This is a genomic window from Chitinophaga dinghuensis (assembly GCF_003259435.1).
In the GTDB taxonomy this organism is placed as follows: domain Bacteria; phylum Bacteroidota; class Bacteroidia; order Chitinophagales; family Chitinophagaceae; genus Chitinophaga; species Chitinophaga dinghuensis.
In genome coordinates, this window is record NZ_QLMA01000013.1 from 50,103 (window position 1) to 66,408 (window position 16,306).

The following is a 16,306-nucleotide window of genomic DNA, read 5'->3' on the forward strand; positions in this document are numbered from 1 at the left end:
ACCCTTATGCAATTACATCTGCTATTCTTACTGGCTACAGGTCTTTACATCTCCGGATGTAACCAGTCGGCCAACAACAACCAGACGACCAGCACCACCACTCCCACTACGCCTTCCACCGAAGAGCAATCGGTAGAAACAGCGAATGGTAGCGCCTTCAAAAAAGAAGGCTCCCTGGCTTTTGTTTCCAAATCCGGTGCAGATACGCTTCGTAAGATCGATATCCAGCTGGCACAAACCGACAAACAACGGGAAGATGGTTTGATGTACCGTAAATCCATGTCTGATGATCAGGGGATGCTCTTTATCTTTCCTGATATGGAAGAACGCAGCTTCTGGATGAAGAATACCTATATCTCCCTGGACATCATCTATATCGATGATAAAATGGAGATCGTATCTATCCAGAAATACGCCACCCCACTGTCAGAACAGAGTTTGCCTTCCTTCAAAAAGGCCCAGTATGTACTGGAAGTAACCGGTGGATTTGCAGACAAGTACCACATTGCATACGGCGATAAAATTGCATATACCAAATTATAAATACAGAAAATCCGCTGCCAGTCAGCGGATTTTTTTATGGCCCTGCCTCATTGATACATATCTGACATACAACACAAAGCTCCGTCGGTTGACGGAGCTTTCTTTTTCTCGCAGAGCAGCGTATGGTTTCTTTTTTCTCTCGCAGAGCAGCAGAGCAGCAAAGATGTGGTTTTGCTGGTTTCACGCAAAGGCGCAAAGTTGATGAAGCTTCCTTTTTCTCGCAGAGCAGCATAAGCAGCAGAGCAGCAAAGATGTGGTTTTGCTGGTTTCACGCAAAGGCGCAAAGGAATTGGGGATTATGTGTTGTTGTTTGTTTAAGACCGCAAAGAATTTTTGAAGTACTTCCCCTTTTTCCCGAAAAACGCCAGAAAGTATAGTAGAATAGTAGTTAAAACCTTTGCGAGCTAATCTAACAAGACACAATCAAACAACAAATCACAAGCCTTTGCTTCTTTGCGCCTTTGCGTGAAACCATCCTACGCCCATCTCCCCTTTCAATCCTTTGCTGCTTTGCTGCTTATGCTGCTCTGCGAGAAAAACCAGAACAATAGATCCATTGCGTGAAACCATCCTACGCCCATCTCCCCTTTCAATCCTTTGCTGCTTTGCTGCTTATGCTGCTCTGCGAGAAAAACCAGAACAATAGATCCTTTGCGTGAAACCATCTACACCCATCTCCCATTTCAATCTTTTGCTGCTTTGCTGCTTATGCTGCTCTGCGAGAAAAACCAGAACAATAGATCCTTTGCGTGAAACCATCCTACACCCATCTCCCATTTCAATCTTTTGCTGCTTTGCTGCTTATGCTGCTCTGCGAGAAAAAAAATCGCAAAAAAAACTCCGCTAGACAGCGGAGTTCTCTTGCTCTTTTGATACATATTTGACTGCTAACACTATAGCTGAATTAATTATGCGCGACATGCTCCGGATAAAGCGGCGTACCAGCTTTACTTACACGAGGTCCATAAATTTCCGCGTATGAACGAATATCCGTTCTGGTTACACGACGGAATAATGCATCCGGAACAACCTTGTCGGCTGAGGTAAATCCACAAGCTCCCATCAGTTCTGACAGAGCATAGATTGTATTACGATGGAAATTAGCTACACGTACACGTTTATCTTCTACGTTCACACCACGATACAATGTTGGATCCTGGGTAGCAACACCTACAGGGCAGCTGCCACTGTCGCATTGCAATGCCTGGATACAACCTAACGCAAGCATCATGCCACGTGCGCTGTAAGCGGCATCAGCACCCAGTGCCAATACTTTCATGATATCGAAACCGGTAATGATTTTACCGCTGGCCAAAATACGGATATGTTGTTTCAGGCCAAAATGTTTCAGCATATTCACTACCATTGCCAGGGCATCGTAGAGCGGCATACCGATGGAGTCAGTAAACTCCAGCGGAGCAGCACCAGTACCGCCTTCTGCACCATCTACAGTGATGAAATCCGGATAGATACCGGTATTTACCATAGCGGTGCAGATTCTTTCAAATTCGTCAGCGCGACCAACACACAACTTGAAACCTACGGGCTTGCCACCGGAGAGTTTCCTTAACTGCTGCAAAAATGCGAGCATTTCATATTCATTGCTGAAGGCGGTATGTGCGGCAGGTGATAATACGCTCACCCCCGGTTTAACTTTACGAATAGCCGCAATTTCAGGCGTATTCTTCGCTGCAGGCAGTACCCCACCTTTACCAGGTTTAGCACCCTGGCTCAGCTTTAATTCAACCATTTTTACAGATGGCGCCGCAACAGATTTGGTATACTCTTCCGGAGAAAAATTACCTTGCTCATCACGACAACCAAAATAACCGGTACCAATCTGCCAGATCAGTGCACCACCATTTTCCAGGTGATAAGGACTGATACCACCCTCACCGGTATTATGCGCAAATTCACCCAGCAGCGCACCGCCGTTGAGCGACAGTACGGCCGTTTTACTCAACGCACCATATGACATAGCGCTAATGTTCAGTAAACTCGCATTGTATGGCTGAGAACATTGTTCATTACCAATATTTACACGCAGTGATTCTGCTTTTACTTTTACCGGGAAAGCAGTGTGGGAAGCCCACTCATAACCCGGTTCATACATATCTGCCAACGCGCCGAATGCAACGGTTTGTTTTACATCCTTTGCACGCTGATATACAACGGAACGCTGACGGCGACTAAAAGGACGACCATCAGTGTCTGATTCAAAAAAGTATTGACGCATCTCCGGACGGATGTTCTCCAACAAGTAACGCAAACGTCCGAGCGCAGGATAATTACGCAATAGCGCATGCTTGCTCTGAAAACGGTCATATAAAGTCAGAATACTCAATCCAACCGCAACAGGTAACAACACCCATCCGCTAATATAGCCGCGATAAAGCCCCACTGCTACACTAATATCCAATATGAGGCATAAAGCATAAACTGCCCATCGTGCAATCCGATGATTCATAAAATTGATTTTATAAGATTGTTTGGTAATTGCCAGTGGATTAAACTGCCTGGTGTTCGACAGTAAGTCATCCTCCCCGAACAACTAGTCGCTTTTCTTTAAGTTGTCCGGGTTCAAGTGTTGAAGTCTTTGGGGCAGGATAAAAATGGCAACAAAAACCCGCAAGTAATGCATGTTGTACATAGGTTCTTCCGCGGTAATATGTTCGTTGCGTTGTTCATATAATGACGCAAAGATAGGGTTAATTTCCTTCACGGAAATGCACTTATAATATGATTATAATACATTAAAGATTGTTGCGTGTTCTTTTGTAAATATTCAATGCCGCCATGACAACATTGAATATTTACCCGATATTTCCAGCAGTATTTTAGGATTCTCCAGTTACGTTATTGTAATTCCCCTGCTGTAAAAGGCTTTTGCCGGCCATTGTATTGTTGTCGCACCGCTTTCACCTCTGCTTCTGTGATTTTATCTCCATTGTTCTTCCAGGCATTACGGATATAGGATAATAACTGTGCGATATCCTCATGACTATACTCCCCGCTCCCCCCTATTCCTGGCATATCTCCACTGATTTCAGGGGCCTGATACACTTTCCCCTGTACTGTCACAGGTCCGGTTAATCCATATAACACTATGGATATCAGCGACTTCTTACTCCCATTCACCCAATTGCTTTCATTCAGCGGAGGCGCCATAGAAGCAATTCCTTTCCCACTTTTACCATGGCAAGTCTGGCAAATAGTGGTAAATATCTCATGCCCACGCGGATATGCCAATTCCAAGGCGGCCATACGCTTTTTCTCCTCCGCACTTTGCATACTTTCCAATACGTTTTTCAACGCCTTATACAATACTAATGTCGTGTCCGGATTGATACCCTGCAATTCCTTTAACATAGCGGATTCCTGGTCACAGGCATTATTGATCAGCGCCGCCGATATATAACGGTCATGCATATACGATTTCATCAACTGCAGTACCATTCTCTTTGCAGCAGTTTTATCCCACTTACCAACTGCTGGTAATAACCAGGCAGCATAAGGCACAAGCGATTTATCAGCCAGCAGACTATCGATTAATGGTAGTGCCGATTTAATATTGGCAGCAGATAAAACGGAAGGAATAGCCGCTATCGCCTGTATTTGCATAGGCTGGTTGCCGGAATGCAGGATTAGGGAGACATCCTCCCACCGCAGTGCATGGAGTCCCTCCAAAGCCCAGAGGGCGTGCCTTTGCCCAAGTAATTGCGTAGAATCCTGCATCATTTGTCTTAATGCAGGCGTTAATGTAATCAGCTGATGATCTATTATTAGCTGCTGGGCCATATCGCGGCGCATGCCGTTACCATCATGTAATAAATCCAGTAATTTAGTCGGGCGATTCAATAACAAAGGTTGATTCTCTACCTTTTTTCCTTTCGGTACAATGCGGTATATACGGCCACAGTTCAGTGGTCTGGTCAGTTGGCGGGTAGCAATTTGTTGTTTTAAATAGCCCGTGAGATATGTTTTATGTTGAATAATACCCCTGTACATATCTGCGATGTATAATGCGCCATCGGGTCCGGTAGTTATATTCACCGGGCGGAAACGCTCATCTGTACTGGCCAGGAACTCTTTACCCTCATAGGCTTCCCGACCGGTGACTGCAAGACCGCTATCTGTGAGGATATCGCGTTTGATCAGGTTGGCGGCAGGTTCCGCCACGAAGGCATTGCCATAGTAGGAATAGGGTAAAGCCAGAGCCCTGTATATATGTGGGCCACAGGCAGCTGTGAAGGAAACCAGTCTGCCACTGTCGTCCAGTACTCCTTTTACATATCCCCTGTTCACGCCCCTGGTTGGGCGGATAGGGAATACGCGGTTATCGGGTACAATTTTTTCATCGAAGCCCGCCGCTTCGCGCTGATGCGGATTATTAGCGCCCATTCCCGGCAGGAAGTAATCGCCCAACAGGTTCTGGGAGTTATTATTATAGAAGAGTCGCCCGGCATCATCCTGGCTAATCCCCCACTGGCCGCGGAAATGCGTGTTTTCTTTCACCCATTTCCCATTGATCCTACGGTAACGCCTATCCGATTTTGCACTGTAAATCCAGTTATCCATAGCCCGGAAAAGTCCATTGGGCTGGTGTTCTACGTTGCCTCCATCGGCATATTTATCATCTACCAGCGTACGCTTACCGGCGGAATCATTCTTTATTTCATAGTACCAGAGCGCTGGTGGCGTAGCCACCAGAATGCCGCTATCTATCAGGCAGATAGCCCTTGGCAGCACCAGGGAATCCAGGAATACCGTGCGTTTATCGGCCATGCCATCTCCATTGGTATCTTGTAAGATGACTACTTTTCCATCCGGTACATTCTCGCCATTGCCACTGGTATCGGGCATATAGCCCATCATCTCTACTACCCACATCCGTCCCTGTGGATCAAAGCTCATGGCTACGGGAGCTACCACCATCGGTTCTTGTGCCACCAGTTGTACTTCCAACCCGGAATCTATCTGCATATGCGCAATCGCCTCCTTACCCTCCAGCGTAGGAGCGGCGGCGGTATCAGCGGCTGCACTGTTGAAAACGGAAGAATGTGGCTGGTTACAAGCATATATTGCCAGCGCTAACGTGGATAAAACCAGGAATTTATAAAAGCCCATCTTGAATGCTATTGCAAGGGTTAAAAATACATTTTTCAACTGTTTTTTTCATTCCTTATTCCATAAGCGTTCACGGTATGAAAAAAATCCTATCTTCGTCGCTTCATTGCACACATTTTACGATTTATTTGCATTTATGGAACGCTTTCAGGGCTTGATAGGCATAATACTTATTCTGGGTATAGCCTTCTTATTTTCCAACAACAGGAGTAAGATCAATTACAGATTAGTATTTAGTGGCATGGCATTGCAGGTATTAATTGGCATACTTGTATTTAAGGTACCTCCCGTTACCTGGTTTTTTCAACAGGTAGGTCATGCAATGGGTAAGTTAGAAGCATTTGCACGTCAGGGAGCCGCTTTCGTGTATGGAGGTATAGGCGTAGCCCAGCCAGGAACCAGCGCTTTCGCTGATTTTGCCAATGGCGGTTTTGTTTTCGCATTCAATGTTACTGCCACCATTATTCTTGTTTGCGTACTGGTAGCTATCTTATATCACTATGGTATCATGCAGCGCGTTGTAGCAGTAATTGCCCGTGCCATGAATGTGATCATGCGTGTGAGTGGTGCAGAAGCGCTGAGTAACGTAGCCAGTGCCTTCGTAGGCCAGGTAGAAGCGCAGGTAATGATTCGTCCTTACCTTCCTACTATGACTAAAAGTGAACTGCTTGCCTCTATGAGCGGAAGTCTTGCCTGTATCGCCGGAGGTATCCTCGTAGTATACGCTAACATGGGCTTCCAGGCAGGTATGGACATTGCTCCTTTCCTCATCACCGCCAGCTTAATGGCAGCTCCTGGAGCATTGGTAATTTCTAAAATTGTTTTCCCGGAAACAGAAGAAAGCCAGACCATGGGTCGTGTGAAAATGGAAGTTAAAAGTAACTATACCAACGTAATCGATGCCATCTCTCATGGCGCCGGCGATGGTTTTAAGATAGCCATGAACGTTATAGCCATGTTGATTGGTTTTATTGCGCTCATCGCTTGTATCGACTGGTTACTGATCCATATCGGGCACATCTTCAATCCTCATTTTAATCTGAGTCTCGACTGGATCTTTGGCAAACTCTTTACGCCAATGGCCTGGGCGATGGGTGTTCCTACTTCTGATGTCAATAACGTAGCTACCCTGCTCGGACAAAAACTGACCATCAATGAGTTTGTGGCATTCAAAAGTATGACCACACATACGGTACCAGTTATGTCTCCTAAAGGCATCGCCATTGTTACCATTGCGATTGCCGGATTCGCTAACTTCAGCAGCGTGGGCATGCAGATTGGCGGTATCGGAGAGCTCTCTCCTGACAGACGAAGCGATCTGGCAAAACTGGGTCTGAAAGCCCTGCTCTGCGGAACATTGGCTTCTTACCTTTCTGCTACCATTGCAGGTATCCTCATGTAATCAACTAATTCATGATAAAAAATAAAACCCGTCTCTACTGAGTAGAGACGGGTTTATTTTTTTATCTGTTAGTCTGTTTGGACATTAGATTTCTAATCTTTTAACCAGTCCTGCCTGAACAGCTTCCCAGGATGCGAGATTACCTTCTTGTTCCCAGTAATTACGCATTTCTGAGCCATTCGTAATTTTGTTAACAGCGTTGATAGCCTGGTTTCTTAATGATTTGGTACCGATCAGATTCAGGATATCCAGTTTATCCAGCGGATCTTCCGGATAATCTTCACTAGGACGACCTACCAATGCTGCAACAGTTTCTGCTGCCGCCAGTCCTTCCTCACAATCAGAGACTTCTAACTTCTCATGATTGTTGATAATACGTGCCAACGTATCAGTAACCAGCCCGCCGTCCTTATTTTCAACCAGGTCAAATACCCAGTCCTGTGATCCATCGTTTTCAAAGTTCCTGGTGCCCCATGCGCCCATAGTGTTTACAGTTTTTTTATTTTTTTAGAATAAAGAATTCAGCAGTCGATAATCTACAACAACTTAACTCAGCGATCAGTTCAAACTCCGGAAATCTACCGGTACCAGTTTGCTGACGCCGGGTTCCTGCATTGTTACCCCGTAAATAACGTCCACAGCAGCCATCGTCTGCTTGTTGTGGGTAACGATGATGAACTGCGAGTTGTCGGAGAACTTGCGTATCATGTTGGTAAATTTACCTACGTTGGCATCGTCCAGCGGTGCGTCTACCTCATCCAGAATACAGAATGGCGCTGGTTTAATGAGATAAATGGCAAATAACAGCGCCGTTGCGGTGAGGGTTTTCTCACCACCGGAGAGCTGTGTAATCGCTGCCGGACGTTTACCCTTAGGTTTAGCTATAATTTCAATACCGGTATCCGCCAGGTTCTCAGGGTCGCTCAGGATCATATCACACTGATCTTCCTCTGTAAACAGGGCTTTAAATACCCGTATAAAGTTCTCTTTTACGGTATTGAAGGTATCCAGGAACTTCTGGTTGGCGGTGGATTCCACTTCCTGGATCGTAGCCAGCAGGGAGTCTTTCGCATTCACCAGGTCCGTTTTCTGTTCCAGGATGAATTCATACCTTTTCTTCATTTCCTGGAAAGCTTCAATAGCGGTAGGGTTGATTTCACCCATATTTTCCAGGCGTTTCTTCAGGCGTTCTGCACTACCCTGCAGTTCTTCCACTGGCAGCTCAGAGCTACGCTGTTCATCAATGATTTCGTCCAGGTTTACTTTGAACTCTACGCTGAGCCTTTCTTTCATGGAGGCCAGTTGCAGTTTCAGTTCATTCACCTTATCCTTGATGGTATTCAATTGCTGGTCCAGCTGTTCACGCGCCTTTTGTTTGTTACGCAGCGTGGTTTCCAGCTCCTGCAAATGATTTCGGAAATTGTAGTATTCCTGGTCCTTTTCGTTGAGGGCTTTTTCCTCCTCTTCTCTTTTACGGAACAGTTCTACGAGGCCGTCATCTGCATGATCCAGTTTATCCTGTGCGGCAGCGATGTTGGCCACTGCATCTTCCAATTGCGATTTGTTGCTGGTAATTTGCGTGTGCAGGTCGGTCAGTTGCTTACGTTTGAACTCCAGCTCCTGTTTGAGGGCCTGTACCTTACTCTGCTGGCGGGTTTGTTGCAGGTTCTGGTTATTGAACTGCACATTGGCCATATTGAATTGCTGTTCAGATTCCTGGGCTGTTCTGTCGGCCTCCGCAATGCTTTCCTGCAATTCATTTACCCGGTCGTTCAGGTTGTCGAGTTCTTCTTTTACTCCCGAAATGCTTTCCTGGTTGCTTTCCAGGGATTGCTGCATTTCATCCAGGCGTTTATCACCCGCTTCTATAAGGTGATGGAAGTTCTCAATCCTGTTCTGGAGGCCAAACAGCTGGTTACTCAGCTGGTTGATCTTGTCTTTACCGGCATTGATATTATTTTCATTGAGCTGGCTGTTGTATCCCAGTACCTGGTTGTGCTTTTCCTGTATAGCCACTTTCAGTCGGCCTACAATAGCTTCCAGGTCTTTGATCTCTGCTTCCAGCTTCTCCAGGTTCTTGGCACGTCCGAGTTTTTTACCTTCAAACAGTCCTACAGAACCACCGGAGATATTATATTTCCCGCGATGCATGCGTCCGGATTTCTCCAGGAGCAAAATCTCATCACTGGCTAGCTGACTGAATTCCAGGCGACTGATGTCTTCCCCTATAAATACTTTTCCCAGCAGGAAATTGCCCAGTCCTTTGTACTTTTCTTCGATTTCCACTACCTGCAGGGCTGGTATGGTCCCTGGCGGGGTAAGGATACTATCGGCCTGCTGACGGAACTGATCCAGGATAAAGAAGTTTGCCTTTCCTTTTTTGTTACTGTCTAGCAGCTGAATGGCCTGTATGGCTTCAGCGGCATTATTGACAACGTAATAGTTCAGGTAAGGCTCCAGGAGGTTTTCTACGCAGGTGCGGTATTCTTCCTTACAGAAAAAGATATCGGAGAGAATAGGAGCGGCATTATTCCAATCGGGGTTCTTCTTGAGGAATTTGATACTTTCGGGATACCCTTCCAGACTGTCTACCAGCGACTTAAGCAGGTCGTATTCATTCTTTTTTGAATCCAGCTTACGGTTCTCATCCACCAGTTGATCGCGAAGACCTTCAATATCGGATTGAGTAGCGAGGATTTTTTCTTTTGTTTCGTCCTGGAAGCGGATCATTTCCTCGAGGGCAGTCTTCTCGGTTTCCAGAGTTTGTTGCAGGGTGGCTTTTTCCCCTTCCAGCTGAGTAATTTGTTGCTGACGGCCTACTTTCTCTTCCTGGAGCTGCTGCATGCTGCGCTGGAGGTTTTGAACGGAGGTATCGGCAACGGCCACTTTCTTTTCGGCTTCGAACTGCTGTCTTTGCCAGCGCTGCTGGTCGTTACGGAGCGTTTCTAGGGCCTGTTTCTTTTGCTGGAATTTATCTTTTTTCTCATCTACCATTTCCCGCAGCGTTTCCAGCTCATCTGTCATGGTTTCGAAGATTTCGCCTTCTTCCACCACTTGTTTTTCGGAAAATTCGATGGAGGAAGTCAGCCCGGAGAGCTGTCCTTCCGCATTATTGAGAAAGTCGGTAATATTTTTTTCGCGTTCCTTCAGATAGGTAAGTTGCTGGGAAGCGAGGTTTTTGTCGTTTTCTTTGGTACGGATGGTGGCTACCAGTTCGTTGTACGATTTCTGGAGGGTCTGGAGTTCTCTTTCCTTGGCTACGAAGTGGAGTTTATCTTCTTCCACGGCTGCTTCGGCAGATTTGATCTCTGTTTCCAGTCCCAGTTTGCGATCACTTTCTTCCTGCTGTTTGTCGGACAGGTCTTTGAAGGTGATGTTAAAGCCTTCCAGGGCTGCTTTTGCCAGTTCTATACTCGCATCGCGGTACTCTTTCTTCACCTCATAGAAACGTTCCGCTTTGCGGGCCTGACTTTCCAGTGTTTTGAGGTTGTTATTGATTTCGAAGAGAAGGTCCTCAATGCGGTTAAGGTCGCCCTCAGTGGCGTCCAGTTTGGCTTTGGCCTCTTTTTTCCTGGTTTTATAGATGGAGATACCGGCAGCTTGTTCCAGCATGCGACGGCGGCTGTTTTCCTTGTCTTTGATGATATCGTCTACCATTCCCAGCTCAATAATCGCATAGGAATCGGTACTTACGCCGGTATCCATAAACAGGTTATGGATATCCTTCAGACGACAGGCAACATCATTGAGGCGGTACTCACTATCCCCGTTTTTGTAGAATTTACGGGTAATCGTTACCGTAGTAAACTCGGTAGGCAGTACATTTTTGGTATTCTCGAACGTGAGGCTCACTTCTGCCATCCCACTGGAAGAACGCGTTTTGGAACCATTAAACACCAGCCCTGCCTGATTTTCAGAACGCAGATTACTGATCTTATGCTCCCCGATCACCCAGCGGATAGAGTCGATAATATTACTTTTGCCACAACCATTTGGCCCAATTACCCCAGTAATCCCCTCATCAAACTGCAAAACGGTCTTATCTGCAAAACTTTTAAAGCCTTTAATTTCTAGTGTTTTTAAGCGCACGACTTTACTCCGAGATTTTTTAAGGCGTCAAAGATATAATTTTACCCGAATGAAAAGTAAATTAAGTGAGAACACGTTATCTCCGGCATTTTTTTATGCACAACTGTGAATAATTTAATATTCCCAAACATTCCACCGGATTTATAATGGTCTGATTATAAATATAGTGAAAACAATAATTAAAATTTAAATTCCTGTCAGATTTAATACAGAATATTCTTTTAACAAAGGGTATTCTCTACCTTTGGGGCTCCAAAAACCCGTTAGAGTTTGCGTACAGAAAATTGGATTAACGACATTAAGACCTTCCTTTACAGTTATCATTTCAGCAACGGTTTGCGTACTACCATCAGCGTAGTAGTGCCTTCTTTGGTATTTGCCGCCTTAGGCCAGCTGGGGCTGGGCATAGCCATGTCTATGGGCGCCTTGTGTACTGCCCTCAGCGATGTGCCAGGTACCATTATACATAAGCGGAATGGCCTTATTATCAGTACAATCCTGATTTTTCTGACCGCCCTCATTACTGGGCTGCTGATTCCATACACCATTCCCATGATCTTCTGGATCGCCGGTTGCTGCTTCTTTTACGCTATGCTGCTGGTATATGGTAACCGTGGCGGCAACATTGGAACCGGTTGCCTGCTGATACTGGTGTCTATCCTGGGAGAATCTCTGCAATCGCCTGCTACCGTGCTGTTACACTCTGGAATGGTACTACTGGGCTGTATCTGGTATTCTCTGCTGGCGCTGCTGCTGTGGCAGATTCGCCCTTATCTGAACGTACAACAGGCCCTGGGAGAATGTATCCTGCAAACTGCTAAATACCTGGAACTCCGGGCTAATTTTTATACGCCAGGCATCAACGTAGATAATAACTACCGGGATGTATTGGCACAACAGGTACTTGTAAACGAAAAACAGGAAAATGTGCGGGAACTCCTGCTGAAAAGACGTTCCGACCAACAAGGGACTACCAGTATCAACAAGTCCATGGTGCTCATCTTCCTCGATATGGTGGACCTCCAGGAACAAATCATGGCCTCCCAAACAGATTACAAGGCTTTACAACGCGATTTTAAAGACGATGAAATACTGGATAAATTCCACACACTGATCCTGGATTTCGTGGAGGAACTGAAAACCATAGGACTGGCTGTCGCCGCAGGCCAACGTAGTTTGCCTAAAGCCAACCTCAAACTGGGAATGGAAAAAGTGCGCAAAACTATTGCCGACATTACCCTCAAACTCCCGACGTTAAAGGAAAGAACCCGTACGATGCCGCTCACCAATATCCTTTCCAATTTGCAGGATATGTCTCAGCGCATCTACAATCTGCACCGCCTGACCCGCCTGGAACGATTGAAAGATGAATCCATAGATCCTAAGTTGGAACTTTCCAAGTTTACGACGCATACCAAATATGATTTTGAAACCTTCCGGGACAACCTGACCTTCAAGTCGCATAACTTCCGTCATGCTATTCGTGTGAGTCTCGCTACCGTAGCGGGTTACATCCTGGGCATGTCTTTACATCTGGATCGCGTTTACTGGATTTTGCTGACGATTATCGTGATACTGAAACCTGGATTCGGACTAACCCGTTCCCGGAGTATTCAACGCCTGATCGGCACTATTTTAGGGGCCTTGTTTGCTGCAGGATTACTGTATCTCACCCATAATCCAACTATCATCTTCATTTCGATGCTGTTGTGTATCCTGGGCGCATATAGTTTCATGAGCTTCAAATATACGCTCAGCGTGTTTTTCGTGACACCGTTCATTATCTTCCTGTTGCATTTCCTACATCCTTCAGATCTGTACAATGCGGCACAAAGGGTACTGGATACCTTCATTGGCGGGGCGCTGGCATTCATTGCCAATATGGTGCTATGGCCTAGTTGGGAACATAATTTCGTGCCTAACTACATGAAAAAAATGTTACAGGCCAACAGACATTACCTGGAAGTAGTGATGAATGCCTATTCGAAAGAAAACGTCAACGTTACTGATTTTAAACTGGCCAGGAAAGATACCTATGTAGCCAGCGCTAATATGATGGCGGCTTTCCAGCGAATGCTGTCAGAACCTAAGAGTAAACAGATAAACGCTTCCCGCATTTATCACTTTGTGGTGTTGAACCATACGCTGACTTCCCATGCAGCCGCTTTGGGGGCGTATAGTCTCCACCATGGCGTGCAGTATCCGCGTCCTGAATACCAGGAGGTGACCAATTATCTGCTCCATTACATAGATCAGCTGATGCTTATGCTGGACCCGGTAACAAAAGATCAAACTACGCTGCCCGCGCCACTGAATACTTTCGAACATCTGGATCAACGTCTGGAAGAACTGGTGCATATGCGTCAGCAGGAAATCAACGAAGGTCAGGGCGCTACGCCCCTGCGCGATGAAATGCTGGAAGCCAAACAAGTGCATGATCAGCTGCAAGCCATCCTTTCCCTCGTGAGAGATATGGGGAAAGCCTTAGCATAAAAAATATGAAATAGAGATAAATGAAGCGGGGATAATTACCCCGCTTTTTTATTTTCCGGGAGATAAATACTTCGCAAGAAAGGCAGCCGTTTTACTATGCTTCGATTTGGCTACATCTGCCGGAGTCCCCTGTGCTACTATCTTTCCACCTTCCTCTCCTGCTCCGGGACCAATGTCAATGATCCAATCGCTACCTGCCAATACCCGCATATTATGCTCTACTACAATAACTGTATTACCTGCATCCACCAGGAGATTCAACTGGGTCATCAACTTATCAACATCCGCCGGATGCAACCCAGTCGTAGGTTCATCCAGGATGTAGAGCGTATTTCCTTTCCCTATACGTTGTAGTTCTGTGGCCAGTTTGATACGTTGCGCTTCTCCTCCGGAGAGCTCCGTTGCCGGCTGTCCCAGGCGCAAGTATCCTAAACCCACTTCCCGCAATACATGCAGCGAATGATGTACAGCGTCATCTCCCTGGAAAAATACATGGGCATCATCTACCGTTAATTGCAATATTTCGGCGATCGACTTATCCTTATACTTTATTTCCAGGGTGGCGGCATTATACCGACTTCCATGACATACCGGGCAAGGCGCATATACGCTGGGCAGAAACAGTAACTCCACCATCACAAAGCCTTCTCCATTGCAGTTTTCACAGCGTCCCTTTGGCATATTAAAGGAGAAACGTCCGGCATCGTACTTCCGCTTTTTGGCAGCAGGTGTGGCAGCGAAGAGTTTTCGTACATGATCAAATAAACCCGTATAGGTGGCCAGATTAGAGCGTGGCGTACGGCCGATGGCCTTCTGATCTACCAGTACCAGGCGTTTCACATGCTCCATTCCTCCAGATATACGCCCGCCAAGGGTTTCTGGTTTATCTTCCGCCAAGTCAGGCGCCTCTTCTTCCGCTGGCAAAGTAGTTCCCAAATGTGCAGATACCAGTTCCACCAATGCCTGACTCACCAGGCTTGATTTCCCTGAGCCGGAAACGCCCGTCACTGCTGTGAAGAGGCGTAATGGAAAATCGGCGTCCAGCTGGTTTAAATTATTTCTCGTAATACCGCGGAGCTGCAGCCATTCGCTGCTAGCTGACCTTGGCTGATGGTGTACCTGATCTGTACCATGAAACAGGTAACCGGCTGTCAGCGAATCCCTGACTTTTGCCAGTCCTTCTGGTTTGCCGCTGTACAAAATCTGGCCGCCCTTCTCTCCTGCTAATGGTCCTACGTCTACGATCCAATCGGCATAACGCATCACTTCTAAATCATGTTCTACTACAAAGAGCGAATTACCGGCCGCTTTGAGTCGGTCCAATGCCCGCAGTAATGCCTGCGTATCCGCCGGATGTAAGCCGGCAGAGGGCTCGTCCAGTACATATACTACCCCAAACAAATTTGATCTGACCTGTACTGCCAGTCGTAAACGTTGCAGTTCTCCTGGCGACAAAGTAGGCGTACTTCTTTCCAGGGAAAGGTATCCCAGTCCCAGCTCCAGCATTACCTGTAGTCTGGCTACCAGATCAGTAGCTATACGCTGTACCACCAGGGCCTTTTCGGGATGTTTCTTATCCGCTGCAGCAGATAATTTCAGGCGATCCCCCATTAATTCGTATAGGCGTTTCAGTGGGATGGCTGACATCTCTCCTATGTCCATTCCGGCAAATTTCACTGCCAGCGATTCTCTGCGTAATCGTTTACCATGGCATTCCGGACAGGTAGTACTGAGCATGTATTGCGCCGCTCGTTTTTTCATCATGGCGCTTTGCGTATTTGCAAAAGTGTGCATGACATATTTCTTCGCACCCATGAAAGTGCCCATATAGCTGGGTTCTTCTTTTCTTTTCAGTGCAGCTTTTACCTCTTCCAGTGTGAAACTGGCATATACTGGGACTGTTGGCTGTTCTTCCGTGAAAAGTATCCAATTCCGTAATTTTTGAGGCAGGTCTTTCCATGGTTTGTCCACATCATACCCCAATGTGGTCAGGATATCCCGGTAATTCTGTCCTTGCCAGGCGGTAGGCCAGGCGGCCACGGCTCTTTCCCGGATAGTAAGACTAGGATCTGGTACCATAGAGGCTTCTGTGGCATCGTAGATTTTCCCCATTCCATGACAGGTAGAACATGCGCCCTCTGGGGTATTCGGCGAAAACCCTTCCGCATGGATGATAGGAGCCCCCGCGGGGTAATCCCCTGCCCTGCTGAAGAGCATTCTTAGCAGGTTGGATAAGGTGGAAACGCTGCCCACAGAAGAGCGAGTAGTAGGCGTACCGCGTTGCTGCTGCAAAGCAACAGCGGGTGGAAGTCCGTCTACCTCATCCACTTCAGGAACAGGCATTTGGTGAAAAAGTCTTCTGGCATAAGGAGACACCGATTCCAAATATCGGCGCTGGGCTTCCGCATAGAGGGTTCCGAAAGCCAGGGATGATTTTCCCGAACCGGAAATACCGGTGAACACGACCAATGCATCGCGGGGAATTTGTAGATCCACATTTTTGAGGTTATGCTCACGAGCGCCTCTTACATTCACAAAACCAGGGGTAGATTGTTGCTGCATATCTCATTTGCCACAAGAACTATGCCCTCTGGCGGAGACTGACAGAATTAGCAGCTGATTTAGGGAGACGTAAGTCCGAGGGATGGCTGT

Annotated in this window: 8 protein-coding genes; 3 read left to right on the top strand and 5 right to left on the bottom strand. The window is 46.6% G+C overall.

Translation table 11 applies throughout. From position 1 onward, the window contains the following. Positions 1–6 precede the first annotated feature (6 nt). Positions 7–543, top strand: a complete 537-nt coding sequence (locus tag CLV59_RS28095) for a DUF192 domain-containing protein (protein WP_111595440.1) — start codon at positions 7–9, stop codon at positions 541–543. 904 nt (positions 544–1,447) lie between these two features. Here the strand turns inward: CLV59_RS28095 and CLV59_RS28105 are convergent. Together CLV59_RS28105 and CLV59_RS28110 are read right to left on the bottom strand one after the other, a co-directional pair. After that, the gene (locus CLV59_RS28105) at positions 1,448–3,010 is read right to left on the bottom strand and encodes an FMN-binding glutamate synthase family protein (RefSeq protein ID WP_111595491.1); all 1,563 of its coding nucleotides are present in this window, start codon (positions 3,008–3,010) and stop codon (positions 1,448–1,450) included. A gap of 389 nt (positions 3,011–3,399) precedes the next feature. Next, the gene (locus CLV59_RS28110) at positions 3,400–5,670 is read right to left on the bottom strand and encodes a DUF7133 domain-containing protein (protein ID WP_111595442.1); all 2,271 of its coding nucleotides are present in this window, start codon (positions 5,668–5,670) and stop codon (positions 3,400–3,402) included. Between the two features lie 136 nt (positions 5,671–5,806). Here CLV59_RS28110 and CLV59_RS28115 point away from each other — a divergent pair, with 136 nt between their 5' ends. Continuing rightward, positions 5,807–7,072 carry a NupC/NupG family nucleoside CNT transporter gene (locus CLV59_RS28115; RefSeq protein WP_111595492.1) on the top strand — a complete coding sequence of 422 codons (1,266 nt, stop codon included), beginning with the start codon at positions 5,807–5,809 and terminating at the stop codon, positions 7,070–7,072. 84 nt (positions 7,073–7,156) lie between these two features. Here the strand turns inward: CLV59_RS28115 and CLV59_RS28120 are convergent, their stop codons facing one another. Together CLV59_RS28120 and smc are read right to left on the bottom strand one after the other, a co-directional pair. Then, positions 7,157–7,555, bottom strand: coding sequence for a DUF4259 domain-containing protein (locus CLV59_RS28120; RefSeq protein ID WP_111595443.1), 399 nt, complete (start codon positions 7,553–7,555; stop codon positions 7,157–7,159). Between the two features lie 75 nt (positions 7,556–7,630). Beyond that, positions 7,631–11,161, bottom strand: coding sequence for a chromosome segregation protein SMC (gene smc / locus CLV59_RS28125; protein WP_111595444.1), 3,531 nt, complete (start codon positions 11,159–11,161; stop codon positions 7,631–7,633). Between the two features lie 270 nt (positions 11,162–11,431). On the opposite strand from smc, the gene CLV59_RS28130 reads away from it, so the two are divergent. Continuing rightward, positions 11,432–13,654 carry an FUSC family protein gene (locus tag CLV59_RS28130; protein WP_111595445.1) on the top strand — a complete coding sequence of 741 codons (2,223 nt, stop codon included), beginning with the start codon at positions 11,432–11,434 and terminating at the stop codon, positions 13,652–13,654. 48 nt (positions 13,655–13,702) lie between these two features. Here the strand turns inward: CLV59_RS28130 and uvrA are convergent, their stop codons facing one another. Beyond that, the gene (gene uvrA, locus CLV59_RS28135; RefSeq protein WP_111595446.1) at positions 13,703–16,216 is read right to left on the bottom strand and encodes an excinuclease ABC subunit UvrA; all 2,514 of its coding nucleotides are present in this window, start codon (positions 16,214–16,216) and stop codon (positions 13,703–13,705) included. Positions 16,217–16,306 lie beyond the last annotated feature (90 nt).

Coding starts and splice junctions, on each gene's coding strand:
- CLV59_RS28110 (WP_111595442.1), bottom strand. CDS start 5,670: ATGGGCTTTTATAAATTCCTGGTTTTATCCACGTTAGCGCTGGCAATA.
- CLV59_RS28105 (WP_111595491.1), bottom strand. CDS start 3,010: ATGAATCATCGGATTGCACGATGGGCAGTTTATGCTTTATGCCTCATA.
- CLV59_RS28115 (WP_111595492.1), top strand. CDS start 5,807: ATGGAACGCTTTCAGGGCTTGATAGGCATAATACTTATTCTGGGTATA.
- CLV59_RS28095 (WP_111595440.1), top strand. CDS start 7: ATGCAATTACATCTGCTATTCTTACTGGCTACAGGTCTTTACATCTCC.
- uvrA (WP_111595446.1), bottom strand. CDS start 16,216: ATGCAGCAACAATCTACCCCTGGTTTTGTGAATGTAAGAGGCGCTCGT.
- CLV59_RS28120 (WP_111595443.1), bottom strand. CDS start 7,555: ATGGGCGCATGGGGCACCAGGAACTTTGAAAACGATGGATCACAGGAC.